This is a genomic window from Acidisphaera sp. S103 (assembly GCF_009765975.1).
GTDB lineage: Bacteria > Pseudomonadota > Alphaproteobacteria > Acetobacterales > Acetobacteraceae > Rhodopila.
In genome coordinates, this window is the sequence record NZ_LMUJ01000058.1 from 11,291 (window position 1) to 31,668 (window position 20,378).

At 64.6% G+C, this 20,378-nt stretch carries 21 protein-coding genes; 10 read left to right on the top strand and 11 right to left on the bottom strand.

The window, feature by feature from the left end; all coding sequences use genetic code 11:
- The 8 genes from GSQ89_RS18160 to GSQ89_RS18195 form a co-directional block, all read right to left on the bottom strand.
- The coding region (locus tag GSQ89_RS18160; RefSeq protein WP_174254893.1) for a GldG family protein at nucleotides 1-778 on the bottom strand (778 nt) is incomplete at its 3' end.
- A 4-nt stretch (nucleotides 779-782) separates the two neighbouring features.
- A complete protein-coding gene (locus tag GSQ89_RS18165) occupies nucleotides 783-1,514 on the bottom strand; it encodes an ABC transporter permease subunit (protein WP_158927790.1) in 732 nt (243 codons plus the stop codon).
- 94 nt (nucleotides 1,515-1,608) lie between these two features.
- Nucleotides 1,609-2,370: an ABC transporter ATP-binding protein gene (locus GSQ89_RS18170; protein WP_216856250.1), complete on the bottom strand. Its 762-nt coding sequence runs from the start codon at nucleotides 2,368-2,370 to the stop codon at nucleotides 1,609-1,611.
- A 127-nt stretch (nucleotides 2,371-2,497) separates the two neighbouring features.
- Nucleotides 2,498-3,109: a hypothetical protein gene (locus GSQ89_RS18175; RefSeq protein ID WP_158927792.1), complete on the bottom strand. Its 612-nt coding sequence runs from the start codon at nucleotides 3,107-3,109 to the stop codon at nucleotides 2,498-2,500.
- 74 nt (nucleotides 3,110-3,183) lie between these two features.
- Nucleotides 3,184-5,379 carry a cation-translocating P-type ATPase gene (locus GSQ89_RS18180; protein WP_158927794.1) on the bottom strand — a complete coding sequence of 732 codons (2,196 nt, stop codon included), beginning with the start codon at nucleotides 5,377-5,379 and terminating at the stop codon, nucleotides 3,184-3,186.
- 175 nt (nucleotides 5,380-5,554) lie between these two features.
- Complete coding sequence (locus GSQ89_RS39895; RefSeq protein ID WP_158927796.1) at nucleotides 5,555-6,928, bottom strand: YXWGXW repeat-containing protein; 1,374 nt, start codon at nucleotides 6,926-6,928, stop codon at nucleotides 5,555-5,557.
- Nucleotides 6,929-7,234: 306 nt separating this feature from the next.
- Nucleotides 7,235-7,498, bottom strand: coding sequence for a hypothetical protein (locus GSQ89_RS18190; protein ID WP_158927798.1), 264 nt, complete (start codon nucleotides 7,496-7,498; stop codon nucleotides 7,235-7,237).
- On the bottom strand, nucleotides 7,449-8,003 hold the full coding sequence (locus GSQ89_RS18195) for a TNT domain-containing protein (RefSeq protein ID WP_158927800.1): 555 nt from the start codon (nucleotides 8,001-8,003) through the stop codon (nucleotides 7,449-7,451). The genes GSQ89_RS18190 and GSQ89_RS18195 overlap by 50 nt, the downstream gene beginning before the upstream one ends.
- A 274-nt stretch (nucleotides 8,004-8,277) precedes the next feature.
- On the opposite strand from GSQ89_RS18195, the gene GSQ89_RS18200 reads away from it, so the two are divergent.
- From GSQ89_RS18200 to pgi, 9 genes are all read left to right on the top strand, one after another.
- On the top strand, nucleotides 8,278-8,568 hold the full coding sequence (locus GSQ89_RS18200; protein ID WP_158927802.1) for a hypothetical protein: 291 nt from the start codon (nucleotides 8,278-8,280) through the stop codon (nucleotides 8,566-8,568).
- A gap of 70 nt (nucleotides 8,569-8,638) precedes the next feature.
- Nucleotides 8,639-9,193, top strand: coding sequence for a peptide-methionine (S)-S-oxide reductase MsrA (gene msrA / locus GSQ89_RS18205; protein WP_158927804.1), 555 nt, complete (start codon nucleotides 8,639-8,641; stop codon nucleotides 9,191-9,193).
- 63 nt (nucleotides 9,194-9,256) lie between these two features.
- Nucleotides 9,257-10,453 carry an acyl-CoA dehydrogenase family protein gene (locus GSQ89_RS18210; protein WP_158927806.1) on the top strand — a complete coding sequence of 399 codons (1,197 nt, stop codon included), beginning with the start codon at nucleotides 9,257-9,259 and terminating at the stop codon, nucleotides 10,451-10,453.
- A 4-nt stretch (nucleotides 10,454-10,457) separates the two neighbouring features.
- Nucleotides 10,458-11,606: an acyl-CoA dehydrogenase family protein gene (locus tag GSQ89_RS18215; RefSeq protein WP_158927808.1), complete on the top strand. Its 1,149-nt coding sequence runs from the start codon at nucleotides 10,458-10,460 to the stop codon at nucleotides 11,604-11,606.
- Entirely contained in the window at nucleotides 11,603-12,244 is a 642-nt protein-coding gene (locus GSQ89_RS18220) for an HAD hydrolase-like protein (RefSeq protein WP_158927810.1), read from the top strand. Before GSQ89_RS18215 ends, GSQ89_RS18220 begins: the two co-directional genes overlap by 4 nt.
- 127 nt (nucleotides 12,245-12,371) lie before the next feature.
- The gene (gene glk, locus GSQ89_RS18225) at nucleotides 12,372-13,415 is read left to right on the top strand and encodes a glucokinase (protein ID WP_216856251.1); all 1,044 of its coding nucleotides are present in this window, start codon (nucleotides 12,372-12,374) and stop codon (nucleotides 13,413-13,415) included.
- Nucleotides 13,416-13,481: 66 nt separating this feature from the next.
- Nucleotides 13,482-14,504, top strand: a complete 1,023-nt coding sequence (gnd, locus tag GSQ89_RS18230; protein ID WP_158927812.1) for a phosphogluconate dehydrogenase (NAD(+)-dependent, decarboxylating) — start codon at nucleotides 13,482-13,484, stop codon at nucleotides 14,502-14,504.
- A gap of 98 nt (nucleotides 14,505-14,602) precedes the next feature.
- Nucleotides 14,603-15,685: a transaldolase gene (gene tal / locus GSQ89_RS18235; RefSeq protein ID WP_158927814.1), complete on the top strand. Its 1,083-nt coding sequence runs from the start codon at nucleotides 14,603-14,605 to the stop codon at nucleotides 15,683-15,685.
- A gap of 16 nt (nucleotides 15,686-15,701) precedes the next feature.
- A complete protein-coding gene (gene pgi / locus GSQ89_RS18240; protein WP_158927816.1) occupies nucleotides 15,702-17,324 on the top strand; it encodes a glucose-6-phosphate isomerase in 1,623 nt (540 codons plus the stop codon).
- Nucleotides 17,325-17,418: 94 nt separating this feature from the next.
- Here pgi and GSQ89_RS18245 read toward each other — a convergent pair whose 3' ends face one another.
- Complete coding sequence (locus tag GSQ89_RS18245; RefSeq protein WP_158927818.1) at nucleotides 17,419-18,195, bottom strand: dienelactone hydrolase family protein; 777 nt, start codon at nucleotides 18,193-18,195, stop codon at nucleotides 17,419-17,421.
- 80 nt (nucleotides 18,196-18,275) lie between these two features.
- Here GSQ89_RS18245 and GSQ89_RS18250 point away from each other — a divergent pair, with 80 nt between their 5' ends.
- Nucleotides 18,276-19,451, top strand: coding sequence for a serine hydrolase (locus tag GSQ89_RS18250; RefSeq protein ID WP_158927820.1), 1,176 nt, complete (start codon nucleotides 18,276-18,278; stop codon nucleotides 19,449-19,451).
- A gap of 212 nt (nucleotides 19,452-19,663) precedes the next feature.
- Here the strand turns inward: GSQ89_RS18250 and GSQ89_RS18255 are convergent, their stop codons facing one another.
- Both GSQ89_RS18255 and GSQ89_RS18260 read right to left on the bottom strand, forming a co-directional pair.
- Nucleotides 19,664-20,083 carry a hypothetical protein gene (locus tag GSQ89_RS18255; protein ID WP_158927822.1) on the bottom strand — a complete coding sequence of 140 codons (420 nt, stop codon included), beginning with the start codon at nucleotides 20,081-20,083 and terminating at the stop codon, nucleotides 19,664-19,666.
- Nucleotides 20,073-20,297 carry a hypothetical protein gene (locus tag GSQ89_RS18260; protein ID WP_158927824.1) on the bottom strand — a complete coding sequence of 75 codons (225 nt, stop codon included), beginning with the start codon at nucleotides 20,295-20,297 and terminating at the stop codon, nucleotides 20,073-20,075. Before GSQ89_RS18260 ends, GSQ89_RS18255 begins: the two co-directional genes overlap by 11 nt.
- Nucleotides 20,298-20,378: the final 81 nt, after the last annotated feature.

Here is a 20,378-nt window from a genome sequence, read left to right on the forward strand (position 1 = left end):
TGCCGCCCCGCATGACGAACTGGTCGATCGCATACAATGTCGCCGGCGACAGATTCTGCGCCTCGGCGACCAGCAGCACCTGGATGTCGGGGTCGATCACCTGGGCATCCGTCGGCACGGTCTTAACCGTGTTGGTCTGCCGCAGCAGCACCGAGGACGCGTAAGGCTGCCCACCCGGCCCGCGTCCCTGGGTCATCATCATCTGCCGCGGATCGCCGTCCAGCGGCAACGAGGACATCACCCCGACCACCGGCCGCTTCGGATTGGACAACTCATAAACCAGCTTGGTCAGGTCGTATTCCAGGAACCGCTCGCGGTCCGCCTGGAAAAACGGGATGGTCCGCTGGTCATCTTCCAGATTGGTGCCGGCGAGGCCGAAATAGATCTGCGACCCGTTCTGATCCAGCGGCACGCCTTGCAGGCCATACGCCATCGCCCGGTCTTCGGTGTCGCTGAACGGTTCAGGATCGTAAAATTCCAGTTTCACCTTGCCTTTGGACACCGACGCATAATCGCGCAGCATTTCCCGCACATGGTCGGCATAGGACCCATAAGCCGGTACCGTGCTGCCCAATTTGCGTGAGTAGAACAGCCGCAGCGTCACCGGCTCCTTCAGGTCGCGCAGCACCTGCCGGGTTCCGGGCGACAGCGTGTAGATTTTCCCTTGGGTCAGGTCCAACTGCGCTGTCGCCAGCCTTGCGTCGGCGAACATGTTGATACCGATGGCGATCGCCGCGACGGCGATGACACCGAGGATAGAAAATAACAGTCGGCGCATGATCTCAGTCCGCCTTCCGCTGATCGACCAGGACGGTGTTCAGGAACAGGAAGAACCCGATGAACGTCGCGAAGTAGATCACGTCGCGCAGGGCGATGATGCCGCGGGTGAAGTCAGTGAACCGGTCGATCACCGCGATGCGCCGGGTGAACGCGCCCAGCGCGGGGGCGGTGTTCGCCAGGAAGTCGTTGACGATCGGGTTGGATGCGACCGCGAACACGAAGCAGATCGCCACCGCCAGCACGAACGCGATCACCTGGTTGCGGGTCACCGCCGACATCGCCGAACCGACCGACAGGAACGCGCCGGCGACCAGCAGGCAGCCGACATAGCCCGATGCGATCACGCCGTTATCGGGCGACCCCAGGATATTGACTGCGATGACGAACGGGAATGTCAGCGCCAGCGCGATGGCGCAGAACGCCCAGGCAGCCAGGAATTTCCCCAGCACCGCCTGGCCTTGGGTGACCGGCAGGGTCAGCAGCAGCTCGATCGTGCCGAGACGGCGTTCCTCGGCCCACAGCCGCATGGTGATCGCCGGGATCAGCAGCAAGAAGACCCAGGGGACGAAGGTGAAGAACGGGTTCAGGTCCGCCTGGCCGCGGTCGAAGAACTGCCCGAGGTTGAAGGTCAGCGCACCTTGCAAGACCAGGAAGATGACGATGAACACCGTCGCGACCGGGGTGGCGAAGTAAGCGCGCAATTCCCGGTCCGCGATGACGAACGTCCTGCTCATGCGCCACCGGCCTGTATGAGAGTATCGCCTCGCCGCCTCTTGCACGCCCGTGTCAGGGCGGGGGAAATGACCCTTGCTATCGCCGACCAACTCATCACGCCGCCTCCGGCATCGTCAGCGTTCGGAATACTTCCTCCAGCCGTCCCGACGGATGCCGTTGCGACAGTTCGGCGGGGGTCGCATCCGCCACGATCCGACCGCCCGCGATAATGATCGCTCGGGAGCACACGGCATCGACCTCCTCCAGGATATGCGTCGAAATCACGATCGCCTTCTCCGGCGCCATCTGCTCGATCAAGCCGCGCACCTCGTGCTTCTGGTTCGGGTCCAGCCCGTCGGTCGGTTCGTCCAGCACCAGCACCGGCGGATCGTGCAGCAGCGCCTGCGCCAGCCCGACCCGGCGCTTGAACCCTTTCGACAACGTCTCCACCGTTTGGAGCCGCACGCCTTGCAGCGTCGTCAGCCCCAGCGCGTGGTCGACCCGATCCGCCAGTTCGGACCCGGAAAAGCCGCGAATGCGGGCGCAGAAGCGTAGAAACCCTTCGACAGACATCTCGGGATAGGTTGGAGCACCCTCCGGCAGGAATCCCAGCACGCGCCGAGCCGCCACGCTGTCGGTCTGCACGTCATGACCCTGAATCCGGGCTGTCCCGGCGGTCGGGATCATGAACCCGGCCAGCATCCGCATGGTGGTCGATTTCCCGGCGCCGTTCGGGCCGAGAAACCCCAGCACTTCCCCTCGCCGCACCGTGAACGACACGTCGTCCACCGCAACGAACGCACCGAAGCGCTTGGTCAGTCCCTGGATTTCAATCAGAGCCGGCTGGTCCGATGCGTTCGCGACGCGAGTCGACACTCTGCGTTCTCCCAAAGTCCCCGTTAGTCGGCGGACATACCGGAATCGCGGGTCAATGCAACCAGGACGGGCGATTGTGACGGGAGATTAACGCAGCGGAGAGAAAGCCGGCTAACCGGCGATCACGCTATTCGAACAGGGAGTCCACCGCATCCTGCCCCAGGTCCGGATTGGCCGCCGCTTGCTCCGGCGTGACCTCTCCCGCGTTGTTATACGGCGCGCTGACCACCACCCCGCCCATGGACGGTTGTCCTGCCTCGCCCGGCACCATGTCGGTCAACATCGTTTCGACCTGCTGCAAATGCTGGATCGCACGCCTGATCCGCTGGCCGGTCACGTCCTGGAAGGAGCATGCTTCGAAGATCGCGTTGACCTTTTCGCTGACAACATCCATCGAGGCGGGATCGTGCTTGCCGTCCCGCAACCAGTCGCCGATGGCTTCGGCGGCTTCCATGATGCGGTTGGCCGCGGCCTCGGTCGCCTGCACCACCGCCTCCAGTTCCAGGCCACTGTTGCGCGTCGCGGCGGTCGGCATCGCGACCACGTTGGCGATTTGCTCGCGGATGCCTTTCAATTGCCCGGACAGGTTGGTTTCGCTGAAATCCATCAGGTCGGATGTGGCATGAACCTCGGCACTCAGTTCGGCGATCCGCCGGTCGACGAAGGTCCGCAACGCGCCGATCTCCGTCCGGATTGTCGCGCACACCGCTTGCTGGATCTGGTCTGCCTGGTTCGCCACTGTGTCCGCCCGCTGCCAAGGAACGGACCATAAAACCCCAAGGGTGGTTAATATCCGGTAAACGCCCCGTCCTGTCAGGATCTCCAGCGCCGCAACAGCAACGCATTCCCGACGACAGTGACCGAGGACAGCGCCATCGCCCCGCCCGCCACCAACGGACTGAGATACCCGAACGCCGCCAATGGTATGCCCAGCACATTGTAGGCGAACGCCCAGAACAATCCTTGCCAGATCTTGGCCGTGGTCCGACGCGACACCGCGATCGCATCCGCCACCAGCGCCAGGTCGCCGCGCATCAGCGTGATGCCGGCGGTTTCCATCGCGACATCCGTCCCGCCGCCCATGGCGATGCCGATGTCGGCGGCGGCGAGCGCAGGGGCGTCGTTGACCCCGTCCCCCACCATCGCGACAACCTTCTGGCCACCCGCCCGCAACGCGGCCACCGCCGCCGCCTTGTCCGCCGGCAGGATTTTCGCACGCACCGTATCGATCCCGACCTGCCGAGCGACGGCGTCAGCGGCGCCCTGACCGTCGCCGGTCAGCATGACGGTGCGCAATCCCATCTTGTGCAACCGCTCCACCACAGCCCGAGCGCTCGGTTTCACCGTGTCTGAGAAACCCAGTACTGCCAGCGCCCGTCCGGGTTCGGCTAGGAAGGACACGGTCTGCCCCGCCGCGGCCATTGCCTCCGCATCGAGTTCCAACGCATCCAGCGCGATCCCGCGTTCGGCCATCAACCGCGCATTCCCGAGCAGCAGCGTGCGGCCCCCCACCGTCGCGGTCACCCCCAGACCGGGCAATGTCCGGAAATCCGCCACGGTGGGCAATGTCAGACCCTTGGCGGCGGTGCGCACCGCTTCGGCCAATGGATGCTCGCTGCCGGACTGCAACGCCGCGACGTCGGCCAGGTAATCCGCCGGCACGATCCGGGTCAGCGACGGTTTTCCCAGCGTCAGCGTGCCAGTCTTGTCGAAGGCGATCACGTGCACCGCATGGGCACGCTCCAAGGCCGCCGCGTCGCGGATCAGGATACCCCGGCGCGCCGCCATTCCGGTGCCGACCATGATCGCGGTCGGCGTCGCAAGGCCCAGGGCACAGGGGCACGCGATTACCAGCACCGACACGGCATTCAGGATCGCGGCCGACGGCGTGGCGCCGGCGATCAGCCAGCCAGCCACGGTCACCAGCGCCAGGACCAGCACCACGGGGACGAACACCGCGCTGACCCGGTCCGCCAGACGTTGGATCGGTGCTTTCGACGCCTGCGCGTCCTCCACCAACCGCACGATTCGCGCCAGCATCGTCTCGGCGCCGATAGCGGTGGTTTCGATGACCAGATGCCCGTCGGTGTCGATGGCACCGGCCGCGACGGTGTCGCCGACCCCGTGGTCCACCGGAAGGCTCTCACCGGTCAGCATGGAGGCGTCGATCGCCGCCCTGCCCTCCCGGATGCGCCCATCCACCGGGATGCGCTCCCCCGGGCGGACGACGACAAGGTCGCCATGACGCACGGCGGCGATCGGGACGTCGCTTTCCGTCCCGTCGCGCCTGACGCGGGCAGTGGCTGGCCGCAGACGCATCAGCGCATTGATGGCGGTGACGGTGCCGCGGCGGGCGCGCGCCTCCAGCGCCTTGCCCGTCAGCACGAAGGTGATCAGCAGCGCCGAGGACTCGAAATACAGGCCATGCGCATGGCCTGTGCGGAACCACAGCCAGGTGGACAGGCCCCACGCGGCCGAGGTGCCAAGCGCCACCAGCAGGTCCATGTTGCCGGACAGCCCGCGGGCGGCGTTCCAGCCGGCGCGATAGAAGCGAGCGCCGAACCAGAATTGCACCACCGAGGCCAGCGCGAACTGCGCCCACCCCGGCACCATCAGCGCCGGGACCACCATGCCGGCCAGCAACGGCGCGGTCAGCACGGCGGCACCCACCAAATGAGGGAGATCGCGCCGGTCGCGGGATTTATGGTCGGCCGGCGGCGCCTCCGGCTGGATTTCCGTCGCGCCGTAGCCAGCCTTCACCACGGCCCTGATCAGTGTTGCCGCATCAGGCGCCGCTCCGGTGACCTGCGCCCGTTCGGTGGCCAGGTTGACCGAGGCGTTGGTGACCCCGGGAATGCGGGACAGAACTTTCTCCACCCGGCTGACGCAGGAGGCGCAGGTCATGCCGGTGATGGCGAGGTCGATGGTTCCGGTAGGATCGACAGGTTCGACGGCGGCGTTCATGGTGAAGGATAAAGGGACGAAACGACGTTGTTCAACCGAACGCATGCCGGACGCTGTGCGGTGTCAGATGGCTGCGCCCCTGCTCTAGCGAATCGTCCGGCCGCTGTGGGGGTCGAGTCGGTGCCGTCGCGGGCGAACGCTGGCCCACACAGGCCAGCTTTCCCTGGATCTCCGGCGCAGAACGGGTGGGATCCTGTCCCGCGCCGGATAGTAGGTCCGGCTACTTATTCTCCTCCCGCTTGCCGGGCTCCGGATGGGCCGCGGCAGGTGCGGGATGCGCCGCGGCGGGAGCGGGACGAGGCGCCGCAGCCGGATTCTCAGCCGGGCGCGCCATTGGGCGTTCGGCCGGATGCGGTTGTGCGGCCGCCGCGGGGCGGGCTGCCGCGGATTCATCCGGACGCGGCTGTGCGGCCGGGCGGGCCGCCGCGTGTTCTCCCGGACGTCCCGGCGCAGCCTCACCTGGATGCGCTGCCGCGGGTTCGCCCGGACGGGCCGGTGTCGCCTCACCTGGACGAGCCGCCGCGTGTTCTCCTGGATGCGCCGGTGTCGCGTCACCCGGGCGGGCCGCGGGTTCGCCCGGACGGGCCGGTGTCACCTCACCTGGACGAGCCGCTGCGTGTTCTCCTGGATGCGCCGGTGTCGCCTCACCCGGACGGGCCCCGGGTTCGCCCGGACGGGCCGGTGTCGCCTCACCTGGACGAGCCGCCACGTGTTCTCCTGGATGCGCCGGTGTCGCGTCACCCGGACGGGCCCCGGGTTCGCCCGGACGGGCCGGTGTGGCCTCACCTGGACGAGCCGCCGCGTGCTCTCCCGGACGCCCCGGGGCGGCCGTTTGCTCGGTCGTGCTGGCATGCTCAGCGCGGACGACGCCCGCCCCCTGGAATTGGTCCGGACGCGCCGTCGCGGCGATCGTCGGATGGCCGCCGTTACGGCTCGCTGCGAGTGCGGGAGTCTTGGCCGCCGTCGCGATGTGCGACGTCTGGGCCGCGGTCATCGCCACATGATGCTCCTGCTCAATCTGCCGTTGCGCCGCGGTCGGCTGGGTCGCCAGGCCGCCCGAGCCGCCGTTGTAGCTGACATGCGAATTGTTGACGACCGTCACATTACTTACATAGACATTGGTGACCTTGACGGAGCCGAAATTATTGGCCGTCCGGTTATAGGCGAAACGCCCACTCTGCCAGCGGCCCCCTTCGTAACCATTGCCGCCGTAGCCATAGCCGTAATTGACGCCACCGTAGTAACCGACACTTTGTCCCCAATAGCCATCGTGGAACGCATAGGCCCCGTTGCTCCAACCCCAGTAAGGCGGAGTCCACAGCACATTCACCGAAGGCGGTTCGACCCAGGTACCGGGCACCCAGTAATAATCCACCCCTTGAGCCCAGGCCCAATAGCCGGGGGTCCATATATAACCGAGGGCGGGCATTGCTGGCTGCTCATAGTCCGGCAGAACCGGCGGAGCGACCTGGACCGAAATTCCGATCGACACCTGTGCCGCCGCCGGAGTTGGCGCCATCACGGCCAGGGGGCTCGCGAGAACGGTGGCGACCAGCAAAGATGTTCGCAATGTCAAGTGCTTATAAACGGCCATTCTAACCTCACTGTTACGGAAGTGATCCAGGATTCGCGTGCACCCCTGCCCCCACACCTCCGCGGGGCCGGGACCGAGTGTCGGGTTACCGCCTTACAACGCCCCAATTCCCCGGTTGGTGGGCGACGATCCGATCAAGAGTGCGACATCCCACCCACGAGGCTCGGCACATGCCGGAACCGAAAGGCGGCGGACGCGGCCAGGATTCGATATCATTTTGATTACAAATCAGTGAATGACCGTGCCACCCACGCGAAGCCAAGGCATGATCCCCGGCCCCATCATCGCCCAGCGGAAAACCATCCGTCAGGTAACGATCGGCACCCCGCCCCGTCCGCTCTCCCGCATCATCCGGTCCATATGCCGCAGCAGGGCTCGGCAGGCCGCATCCTCATCGGCGCACTGCTCCAGCGGCGATTTCCGTCCGTGTTCGCTGTAGTAGACCGACCACCCGCCGGTCGCGGGCTCGATCCCGACGCATTCGCCGGTCCCCAGCCCGCCGTCGGTTACGTAAAACCAGTCAGGGACGCCCGCATTGCGGATCCGAACCACTGCTTCCGCCAGCGTCATAGGAAACCACCTTGATCGCACCATCCGCCACCAGCTTATACGCGGGATCGGCAGTTTGCACCTGGACCGCTCCGCCCGGCTCGCCAAACCAGGGGGCTGCCTTGCAGGACTTCACCGCGATCGGCTTCACGACGCGATACACCCGATAGTCCATCTGCCTGCAGACATACGGCACGGCTCGCGAGCGGTAGCTTTCACCCTTCGGACTGAAGAACGTGCCGCCCTCGCTGCCGAAGCGGTCGATCATCTGCCCCGGGGTCAGGCTTTGCGCCACCGGCGCGGATGCGCATCCATCGTTCGGCGGCCAGGAGATCTGGGTTTTGGCATCGACCCACTGAATCCATTTCGGCACCAGGTCCCAACGCAGATTCGCCGGGAAGCCGGCCGGTGCGGCGGTGGGCGTGGCGGCAGGCGCGGTCTGGCTGGTTTGCGCCAGCACCGGTGCCAACGGTGAAAAACCCAGCAGGGAAGCGGCAACGAACAGGGATCGAACGAAACGATTCATCTTGGGCGGGACCTTTCCGGTTTATCCGTGACCGGCCGGTTCGCCGCGTACTCGATCGTCCGGCGCCGGCAACCAGCCAACGCCAAAGACCATAGTCGTGACTGTCCTGTAAGGTAAAGCCATCCGGGCGGCGAAGAATGAGTGCTTTGTCGAATTAGCGCGTTTGTCGCAGCGGATTCACAGCATGAGCACGATCCGGCCGATGCACCCTGCCTGTGCAACCTGATCGCACGCCGCCTCGTTATCGTCCGTGATCCAAGCAGGAGTGACATCGATGGACGACATCAAGGCCACGGCAGCGGCACACCATAACGATGCGGCGCTCCATCTGGAAAACGCCGCCAGAATGCATCGCGACGCCGCCAAACAGTGCGAATCCGGCAATTTCGAGAAAGCCCAGCATCTCGCGACCGAGGCGGCCGAAACCGACACCGCCGCCAACCAGCATGCCATGCAGGCGCTCGACCTGTACCGTCATCACGCCGAGGCAGTCACCGCCCGCAAGGAGGAAGCCGCCGCGGACGAGGCCGCCAGGGCCGCGAAAAAGGCCGCAAAAGCCGTGTAGCCACCAGCCTGTGTGACGCCGCGCGAAACCCCATATATGCTCCCCGCCTGACACGAAGGGAGCCTTACGCATGAGCGCGACACAGGAAACCGCCACGTTGGGCGGCGGCTGCTTCTGGTGCCTGGAAGCGGTCTTCAAGGACCTGCGCGGGGTAAGCTGGGTCATGTCCGGCTACGCCGCCGGCCATATCGCCAACCCGAGCTACAAGGCCGTCTGCACCGGCAACACCGGCCACGCCGAGGTTGTGCAGGTCAAGTTCGACCCCGCCGAATTATCCTACGCCGACCTGCTGCGGGTGTTCTTCTCCATCCACGACCCCACCACCCTCAATCGCCAGGGCAACGATGTCGGCACACAGTACCGCTCCATCATCCTGACCCATTCGGACGCCCAGGCGGCAACCGCGAAAGCCGTCATGCAAGAGATCGCGGACGCGAAAATCTGGTCCGGCAAGTTGGTGACCCAGATCGAGCCGTTGACCGCGTTCTACGAGGCCGAACCCGAACACCACGACTATTTCGCGCAAAACCCGTGGAGCGGCTACTGTCAGGTCGTCGTCGCGCCAAAGGTGGTGAAGTTCAGGAAGCAGTTCGCCGACAGGGTCAAGCGCGACGCGGCGGCCTAGGGAAAAAGCCCGTTTGACGCCAACCGCCGCCGTCTGTAACGAACCAGGAAAACGGAGCCGTCCATGGACCTGACCTTCACCCCCGAGGAAATCGCCTTCCGCGACGAAGCGCGCCACTTCTTCCGTACGGCGATCCCGGAGTCCATCAGAGCGAAAGTCGCGGAAGGCGAGGGCCTGACCCGCGACGACATGATCACCGCCCAGCGCATCCTGAACGCGCGCGGCTGGTGTACGGTGAACTGGCCGGTCGAATGGGGTGGCCAGAACTGGACGCCGATCCAGGTCTATCTCTACCAGGATGAGATGCAGCAGGCGAACTGCCCGTCGCCCATCGCCTTCAACGTTTCCATGGTCGGCCCGGTCATCGCCCAGTTCGGCAGCCAGGCGATCAAGGAACGCTTCCTGCCGGCGACTGCCAACGCCGACATCTTCTGGTGCCAGGGCTTCTCCGAACCCGGTTCCGGCTCCGATCTAGCCTCGTTGCGCACCAAGGCCGAGAAGCACGGCGACAAATACATCGTCAACGGCCAGAAGATCTGGACCACACTGGCGCAATACGCCGACTGGATCTTCTGCCTGGTCCGCACCGACCCCGCCGCCAAGGCGCAGGAGGGTATTTCCTTCCTGCTGATCGACATGAAGACCCCCGGCATCACCGTGCGCCCGATCGTCACCATGGACGGCGGGCGGGAGGTGAATGAGGTCTTCTTCGACAACGTCGAGGTCCCTGCGGAAAACCTCGTCGGCCAGGAGAACAAAGGCTGGGACTATGCCAAGTTCCTCCTCGGCAACGAACGCACCGGCATCGCCCGCGTCGGAGCCTCGAAAGCCAAGATCGCCCGCATCAAGGAACTCGCCGCCCTGGAATTCGCCGGCGAACGTCCGCTGATCGAAAGTCCCCGCTTCCAGGAAAAACTGGCCGCCGTCGAGGTCGAACTGAAAGCCCTGGAAATGACCCAACTGCGGGTCGTTTCAGACGAACGGAAAATGGAAAAGGGCCGGCAGAACCCCGCGTCCTCGATCCTGAAACTGAAAGGCTCCGTCATCCAGCAGCAACTGACCGAACTGCTGATGGAGGTGGTCGGCCCCTACGTCATGCCCTATCAGCGTGACTTCGACGGCAACAACGAACCCGCCATCGGCCCGGATTACGCTTCCGAGGCCGCGCCGATGTATTTCAACTATCGAAAAGTCTCGATCTACGGCGGATCGAACGAAATCCAGCGCAACATCATCGCCAAAGCCATCCTGGGGTTGTAACAACATGGATTTCGATCTCTCCGAGGACCAGCGCCTGCTCAAGGAAAGCGTCGATCGGCTGATCGCCGACCAGTACCAGTTCGAGCACCGGAAGAAATACGCCCAGGAACCCACCGGCTACAGCCCCGCCATGTGGTCTCAGATCACCGAAGTGGGTCTGCTCGGCCTCCCCTTCGAGGAAACCCTCGGCGGCTTTGGCGGCGGCGCGGTGGAAACCGCCATCGTCATGGAAGCCTTCGGCCGTGGCCTCGTCCTGGAACCCTATTTCGCCACCGTCATCCTCGGCGGCGGTCTGCTTCGCCGCGCCGCCGCCACCGCCATGCTGGGTGCGCTGGCCCCGAAAGTTGCCGCCGGCAAGCTGAAACTGGCCTTCGCCCATGTCGAGCGCCACTCCCGCTACAACCTCGCCGACGTCACCACCACCGCACGCAAGGACGGCAGCGCCTACGTCCTTGATGGTGCCAAAAGCGTCGTGATCCACGGCGATTCCGCCGACCGCATCTTCGTCACCGCCCGCATCGCCGGCGAACGCCGAGCCCGCAACGGCATCGGCCTGTTCCTGATCGACCCCGCCGCGCCAGGCGTCACCAGACGCGGCTACCCCACCCAGGACGGCCAGCGCGCCGCCGAACTCACCCTAACCAACGTCCGCGTCACCGCCGACGACCTGGTCAGCGACAACGCCCTGCCGGCAATCGAGCACGTCATCGACGAAGCCATTGCCGCCCTGTGCGCCGAGGCCGTCGGCGCCATGCAATCCCTGCAGGACCTGACCCTGGAATACCTGAAAACCCGCAAGCAGTTCGGCCGCCCCATCGGCTCCTTCCAGGTCCTCCAGCACCGTTCGGTCGACATGCTGGTCGCCGTCGAGCAGGCCCGCAGCATGGCCATGTTCGCCGCCGTCATGGCCGCCGAGGAAAACCCCATCGAGCGCCGCCGCGCCATCTCCGCCGCCAAGGTGCAGATCGGCCGCTCGGCCCGCCACGTCGGGCAAGAGGCGATCCAGCTTCACGGCGGCATCGGCATGACCAACGAATACGCCGCCGGCCATTACTTCAAGCGCCTGACCATGATCGACCAGCTTTACGGCGACGCCGACACCCATCTGTCCACTTTGGCCGCACTTGGCGGCCTGTTCGGCAAAGTCGCGTGAACCAAGCCGTTCTGCTGGATCTGGACGGGACCCTCGCGGATTCCCGGCCGGGCATCATCGCCTGTTTCCGTCACATGCTGGCCGAACTCGGCCATGATCCCGCCGAGGCCGGCGACCTGACCTGGGCGGTCGGCCCGCCGATGGCCGTGTCGGTCGGCACGCTGCTGGCGAAATACGGCGACGACCGGCTTGATCTCGGCCTCGCCACCTACCGCGCCCGCTACTCCGCTGTGGCGATCTACGACTGCACGGTCTTCCCCGGCGTCATGGCCATGCTCGCCGCTCTGAAAGACGCCGGCCGAACACTGTGTCTGGCCACATCCAAGCGCCGGGACTTCGCCGAACGCGTCGTCGACTACCTCGAACTCCGCCAGTACGTGCCGAAGGTCTACGGCGCGCTGCCCGGTGGCGGACTGGACGACAAGAAAGACCTGCTGGCCGAAATCCTGCGTGCCGAGGGCTTCGACGCCGCCAACACGACCATGGTCGGCGACCGCCTGCACGACATCCACGCCGCCCAGGCCAACAACATCCGTTCGATCGGTGTCCTCTGGGGCTATGGCGGCCAGGCCGAACTCCAGGAAGCCGGCGCGAACATCCTCGCTGAAACGCCGGACGACGTCCTCCACCTGTTGTAACGGCACCGCCTGATCTGTCTCGCAATCATCGCGGACACGGTCGACGTATTCAGGCTATCGTGGCCCGCTTCATTCGCCGGCGCTCGCATTGATGTGCGGCTACGTCCGCGAACGGGTGGACTATCATATGTTGGACCGTCACGGGGACAAGTCCAACCGGCTGCTAGGAGACTACCTGATGCTGATCGCCGGTGATATCGGTGGCACCACGACGCGCCTGGCTCTGGTTTCGCCCGAAGCGGGCCCTCGAGCGTTTGTCGCGGAACAGGAATTCCCCAGCGCCGATTTCAATGGGTTGCAGCCGATCGTCAATGCCTTCCTGGCCAACACCGGTGCCCACGCCACCGCCGCGTGCTTCGATGTCGCCGGCCCCGTCATCGATGGCCGAGCACACCTGACCAATTTACCCTGGGATCTGGAGGAAGTCTCGCTGTGCGCGAGCCTCGATCTCCAACGGGTCACCCTACTGAACGACCTGCGCGCCATCGCCCACGCGGTCCCGTACCTGCAACCGGATGAGACGGTGCAGATCAACGCCGGCAAGGCGCAGGCACAGGCCCCGATCGCGGTCCTGGCGCCCGGTACCGGCCTGGGCGAGGCATTCCTGATCTGGGGCGGACAGCACTACATCGCCTGCGCTTCGGAAGGAGGCCACGCCGATTTCGCCCCGACCAACACGGTCCAGGCCGGGCTGTGGGCCTTCCTGACCGAACGCTTCCGCCATGCGGCCTACGAACGGGTCTGCGCCGGTTCCGGCCTGCCGAACGTCTACGACTACGTGCGGTCACGCGACCCGTCGTCGGAAAGTCCCGCTTTCGCCGCCAAACTACATGCCGCCCACGACCGTACCCCTATAATTGTCGGCGCGGCCCTGAACGATCCCGACAACAACCCCCTCGCGGCCGAAACGCTGCGCATCGTGATCGATGTCTGGGGCGCCGAGGCCGGCAACCTCGCGCTGAAAGTGATGGCGACCGGCGGCGTCTATCTGGCCGGCGGTATGCCGCCGCGCGTGCTGCCACAGCTTCAGGATGGCGCCTTCATGCGGGCCTTTACCGCGAAGGGGCGTTTTGCCAACCTGCTGAATTCGGTGCCGGTCCACGTCATCACCGTCAACGCCGCCCTGCTCGGTGCCGCTATTTATGGCTTGGAACATACAAGCGGCAACTGAACCGGACAGTTAGACTTCAATCTTCCGAGGCGCCCCAGCGGCAGCCAGTGACCAAGGAGCGAAGCAATGCAGCTAGGAATGATCGGCCTGGGACGGATGGGCGGCAACATGGTGATCCGGCTGGCCAAGGCAGGTCATGAATGCCTGGTCTATGACAGCCACCACGAAGCGGTGGATGCACTGGTCGCCAAGGGGGCGAAAGGCACCACCAGCCTGCCCGACTTCGTCAAGCAACTGAGCAAACCCCGCCTCGTATGGCTCATGGTGCCCGCGGCCGTCGTCGATCCGGTGCTCACCACCCTCATTCCGTTGCTGGAGCCAGGGGACATCGTCGTTGACGGCGGCAACTCCTACTACCACGATGACATCCGCCGCGCCGGGGAACTGCGCGCGAAGGGTCTCCACTATGTCGATGTCGGGGTCAGCGGCGGCGTCTGGGGGCTGGAGCGCGGCTACTGCCACATGATCGGCGGCGAACCCGAGGTGGTAAAGCGGCTCGATCCCATCTTCCGTTCGCTCGCACCCGGGATGGACGCGGCGCCCCGCACCCCAGGTGCCGAGGGCGAGCCAGGCACCGCCGAACTGGGCTATCTGCACTGCGGCCCGAACGGCGCCGGCCACTTCGTGAAAATGGTGCATAATGGCATCGAATACGGCCTGATGGCGGCCTATGCCGAGGGCTTTAACATCATCAAGCATGCCAATGCCGGGTTGCACACGCAGGTCGACGACGCCGAGACGACCCCGCTGCGCCATCCCGAACACTATAAATACGACATCGACGTTGCCCAGGTCGCCGAGGTCTGGCGGCGCGGCAGCGTGGTGGCATCCTGGCTGCTCGACTTGACTGCCAGCGCCCTGCGCAAAAGCCCCGACCTCGACGGCTTCGCCGGTCGCGTCTCCGATTCCGGCGAAGGCCGCTGGACCGTGACAGCGGCGGTCGACGAAAGCGTGCCGGCGCCGGTGATCTCCGCGGCGCTGTTCGCCCGCTTCAGCTCGCGCGGCGAGGCGGACTATGGCGACCGCCTGCTGTCCGCCCTCCGCTTCGAATTCGGCGGCCACGTCGAGAAGCCGAAGGAGGGCCATTGATCCCGGCGCCGCGTGACGCCATCGTCTTGTCTATCAGATCGGCGATCCATTGACCGGCCACCTCCTGGCCGGTCCCACTGAGCAAAAGGAACCGAACCATGGCATCAGACGCACCCAAGGCCCTGAACACGCTTGGCCAAAGCCTGTGGCTCGACAACATCACCCGTGACCTGCTCGATAGCGGCACGCTGAAGCGCTACATCGACGAATTGTCGGTTACCGGATTGACCTCCAACCCGACGATCTTCGACAATGCGATCGCCCGCAGTTCCTGGTACGACAGCGAGATCCGCAAGCAGCTAGACGCCGGCGCGTCGGGCGAGGGTCTGTTCTTTACGCTGGCTGTCCAGGACCTCAGCCGAGCGGCGGACCTGTTCCTGCCGGTCTATGAGCGCTCCGGGACGGTGGACGGCTTCGTGTCGCTGGAAGTGTCGCCGCTGCTCGCCTACGACACCAAGGCGACGGTCGAGCAGGCCAAGACCCTGCACAAGCAGGCCAACAAGCCGAATCTGTTCATCAAGATCCCCGGCACCCCAGAAGGCCTGCCGGCGATCACCGAGGCGATCTTCGCGGGCGTGGCGGTGAACGTCACCTTGCTGTTCTCCACCGACCAGTACAAGGCCGCCGCCGACGCCTACATGAAGGGTCTGGAGCAGCGCGTCGCCGCGGGATTGTCCGCGGACGTGCGTTCGGTCGCGTCTTTATTCGTCAGCCGCTGGGACGTGGCGATAGCCGACAAAGTGCCGGCCGCGTTGCGTAACACGCTAGGGCCGGCGGTCAGCAGGCAAGCCTACAAAGCCTACCGCGACATCCTGGAGAGCGATCGCTTCCAACGCCTGGAGAATGTCGGCGCGCGCGCGCAGCGCCTGCTGTTCGCCAGCACCGGGACAAAGGACAAGGACGCGTCCGATACGCTTTATATCGAGGGTCTCGCGGCACCGAACACGGTGAACACGATGCCCGAGGGCACGCTGCTGGCCTTCGCCGATCACGGCAAGACGGCAACCGCGCTGTCCCGCGACGGCGGCGACGCGGAGGCGGTGCTCGCCAAGCACATCAAGGCGGGCATCGACCTGACGGCGCTGTCGGCCCAACTGCAATCCGAAGGCGCCAAGGGTTTCGTCAAATCCTGGCACGAACTGCTGGGCGCGATCGAGTCCAAGAGCAAGGTCCTGGCCTAACTGCGGAGGAACGCCGATGACCGCCCTGACCGCATCGCCTGCCTGGCAGGCGCTGACAGCCCACCATGCGCAGATCAAGGATGCGCATCTGCGCGAACTGTTTGCCGATGACCCCGGCCGGGCAGAGCGCTTCTCGGCCGAGGGTGCGGGCCTGTTCCTGGATTACTCCAAGAACCGCATCACCGGCGAGACGCTGCGGCTTCTGCTGCAACTGGCCGAAGAGCGTGGCGTCACCAAACGGCGCGACGCGATGTACGCCGGCGACAAGATCAACACCACCGAACGCCGGGCCGTGCTGCACGTAGCCCTGCGCGCGCCACGCGGCTCGGTCATCAAGGTCGACGGTGCCGACGTCGTGCCCGATGTCCACAAGGTGCTGGACGCAATGGCCGACTTCGCCACGCGTCTGCGCAGCGGCGCGTTCACCGGCCATACCGGCAAGCGCATTCGCAACGTGGTGAACATCGGCATCGGCGGGTCCTATCTCGGGCCTGAAATGGCATACCGCGCCCTGCGCCCGTTCAGCGACCGGTCGATGACGTTCCGCTTCGTCGCCAACGTCGACGGTGCCGACTTCCACGAGGCGACGCTCGGCCTGGATGCCGCCGAGACGCTGTTCATCGTTTCCTCCAAGACCTTCACCACGCTGGAGACGATGACCAACGCCGCGACGGCGCGTGCCTGGCTGGTGGGAAAGCTGGGTTCGGACGCGGCGGTGGCAAAACATTTTGCTGCCGTTTCCACCAACATCCCCGGCGTGACCGAATTCGGCATCGACCCGGCGAACACCTTCGGCTTCTGGGACTGGGTCGGCGGCCGCTACTCGATGGATAGCGCGATCGGCCTGTCCACCATGCTGGCGATCGGTCCCGACAACTATCGCGCCATGCTCGCCGGCTTCCACGCCATGGACGAACATTTCCACACCGCGCCGGCCGCCGCCAACCTGCCGATGCTGCTGGGCCTGCTGACCGTCTGGTACAACAACTTCTTCGGCGCCCAGACGCTCGGGGTCATGCCATATTCGGCCCATCTGGCACGGCTGCCCGCCTACCTTCAGCAGTTGCAGATGGAGAGCAACGGCAAGCACGTCGATCTCGACGGACAGGTCGTGAACTACCAAACCGGCCCGATCATCTGGGGCGAACCGGGCACCGACGGCCAGCATTCATTCTATCAACTACTGCACCAGGGCACCAAACTGGTTCCATGCGACATGATCGGTTTCTGCAAGCCGCTCAGTCCGCTGATCGAGCAGCATGACCTGCTGATGGCCAACCTTTTCGCCCAGGCCGAGGCCCTGGCCTTCGGCAAAACCGAACAGGAACTAAAGGCGGAAGGCTCACCGGATTTCCAACGGCCGTTCCGCGTCATGCAGGGCAACCGTCCCACCAACATGATCCTGGCCGAAAAACTCGATCCCGTGACGCTTGGCGCCCTTGTGGCGCTCTACGAACACAGCGTCTTCGTCCAGGGCGCGATCTGGAAAATCGACAGCTACGATCAATGGGGCGTCGAACTCGGCAAGGCGCTGGCCAGCCGCATCATTCCGGAATTGAGTCATGGCAGCGAACCGGCCCTTGCCCATGACGCCTCCACCAACGCACTGATCAGCCGCTACCGCCGCTTGCGGGGATAAGCCGGTGATAAAAGGCCTGCCGGGCCGCGACCGGCAGGCCTTTTATCGATAGTGAATTACAAAGAATTTACCTGAGTCGCCAAATTACTTCAGGCTACGTCAGCTTCCGCTTCCACAGATCGAAAATATCGGCCCAGGTCTGTTCGGCCGCTTCGGTGTTGTAAACCGCCCGTTCGGCAAAGCAGAAACCATGATGTGTGCCCTCGAACACCTTCACTGTGTTGGCAACATCGGTTTTCGCGAGGCTCGCACGCAGTTCGGGGATGACATGCGCGGGAACCGATTGGTCGTGTTCGGCGAAGGCGTAATACAGTTCACCCTTCACCTGCGGCAGCAGAAGATGGGACGAATCGGGCTTGTCCGTCACGATATTGACACCGTACAGCGAAGCCGCCGCCTTCATCCGATGCGGAAACCGAGCGGAAACCGTTGTGATATAGCATCCACTCATGCAATGACCGACACACCCGACGGGGCCGGGCCGCACTTTGTCGTTGGCATCGAACCAGGCGATCATCGCCGCGGTGTCATCGGTAACCAGGGCGTTGGTGATGCTGTTCATCGAGGCCCGGATCACCGCCGACATGGCGTCGTCACGGCGCGGAATGTCGAACTCGACCGTTCCCAATCTGTAATACATATCCGGCAACAGACAGAAGTAACCCTGCTTGGCGATTCGCCGCGCCATGTTGCGCAGTTCCTCCCGCGTACCCGGCGCGTCCATGTAGAAAATCACCGGCGGAAAGGGTCCGGCCCCATCCGGACACGCCGCGAACGCCGGCATCCGGCCATGTTTCGTCGTAACTGTCACGTGCTGTTCGTACATGTTTCCCCAGACACCCTGATCCATCCCGAAGCTTATCACCGTCACGTTGTTGCCACCAATTTGCAAGCCACTGGCCAGAGATGGTAAGGCTTACCACCATAAGGATGTCCAGGAACGAGAACCGTATGCGCAGCGTTGCACTCATAGACAGCGCCCTGGCGGCGGCTGTCAGCGGCGAGAAAATCGCCGGCCTCGTGGCCATGGCCGCCGATGAAGGCGGTGTGATCTACGAATCCGCCTTCGGCCGCCGAAACGTATCTCAACCGCAGCGGATGACAACCGACTCGGTCTTCCGGATCGCGTCGATGACCAAGGCCATCACCGCCACCGCGGCGATGCAGCAGGTCGAACAGGGCAAGCTGTCGCTGGACCAGCCGGCCAGGGAGGTCCTGCCCTTCCTCGCCGACACCAAGGTGCTTCTCGGTTTCGATGCCAACGATATCCCGATCGTCCGCGCGCCCCGCACCCAGATCACCTTGCGCAACCTGCTGACCCATACCGCCGGCTTCGTCTACGACACCTGGAACGAGGAGATGGCTCGGTATGCCAAGATCACCGACCTGCCCGCCTGCCGTACCGGCAAGCTCGAATCCCTGACCGCGCCGTTGAACTTCGACCCCGGCGAGCGCTGGGAGTACGGCATCAACATCGACATCGCCGGCCGGATGGTGGAGGTCGCCAGCGGCCTCGACCTCGAAACCTACATGCGGCGTCATATCTTTGAGCCGCTGGGCATGCCCGACACCAGCTTCATCCAGCGGCCGGAATGGGACAGCCGCCTGCCGGCGATCCATGCCCGCCAGGCCGACGGATCGCTGCAACCGATGCCCCCCCCGCCGCCCGCCGGCGCGGATCGGGAGTTTTATCCCGGCGGCGGCGGCCTGTTCTCCACCGCGTCCGACTACCTGCGGTTCTTGCAGGCGCTGATGAACGACGGCCACCTGGACGGCAACCGCATCCTGAAGCCTGAGACCGTGGCGCTGATGGGTCAGAACCACATGGGCAACCTGGACGTGCAGCCATTGCCGACTCAGAACCCACTTCTGTCCAATCCGGTCAATCTGTTTCCCGGCATGTCGAAGAAATGGGGTCTGAGTTTTCTGATCAACACCGAGGCCGGCCCCGCCGGCCGCAGCGCCGGCAGCCTCGCCTGGGCGGGTTTGAACAACACCTACTACTGGCTGGACCCGGTCAAAAAGGTCGCCGGCGTGTTCATGACCCAGACGCTGCCGTTCGCCGACCATACCGTGCTGCATGCGCTCGATTCGTTTGAGAGTGCTGTTTACAAGTCGATCGAGTAGGATTGGTCTCCAATTCGGCTTTCGAGGCCCGCGCTGGGCGCCGATTTCCTGCGTGCCGGAACGTTTTTGACGTGGATTTACGGCCGATCGACGATCGGTCGGACATTAGGCATGTCGACCATCTCGCCGGGTATCGACACAGAGGCACGCCTTGCCGCACAAAAGGCCGATCGATCGCGCCACGTCCCGATCAACCCCGATCCCACCACAAGCTACCGCTTCGGCGCCTCGCCACGATGTGCCTGCTCAATCACTGCCCGCACGGCATCGCTGTCGTCGCTCAGCAACAGGGCCCGCGCACCATCCGCGAGCGGGTAGTTGCGAATGATCTCAATTGCCGCCCGTTCCCCAATATCCCGAGTGGGCTTGCGGCCGGGCAAGGTCTCCCGCAACACAATCTCCTCACCGAAAATATCCGTTGGCTCGACCCGTACCTGATCCGTATGCGCGCGATACCACGCCAGGATCTCTTGGGCGCCAAGCTTGCCCGAGGCATGAGTCGCCTCATGAAACACGGCGTCAGGAATGATCACGGGAAGCGAGGGGTACAGCAGGTAGTCGAGACTCCGCGCAGCAGCCAAGGTAATAAGCGGCGGCGCATCCGTAACGATGATGGCGATCTCAACCGCCACGACGCAACCGTGGTTGCAGCAACGCCCGAGCCCGCGCCACATTCGCCTCATGGCTCGGTGTTGCCGCCGGCTTGGGAAATGGAAGGTCGGCCTGCGCCATCGCGATCACCAGGTCGGCATAATCACGGGCGCCGATCGCTTCGATGGTGCGTCGCGTGCCAAGCTCACCCGCGGCATAGCGCCCCAGAAGCACATTCCTATCAGCCTGCGTCATAAAAGTACCTCTCCGGAACCGCAGTCTAACGCTGATTTCCGGAAATATCGATTGAGAATGGGATCAGAGAGCCCCACCCCC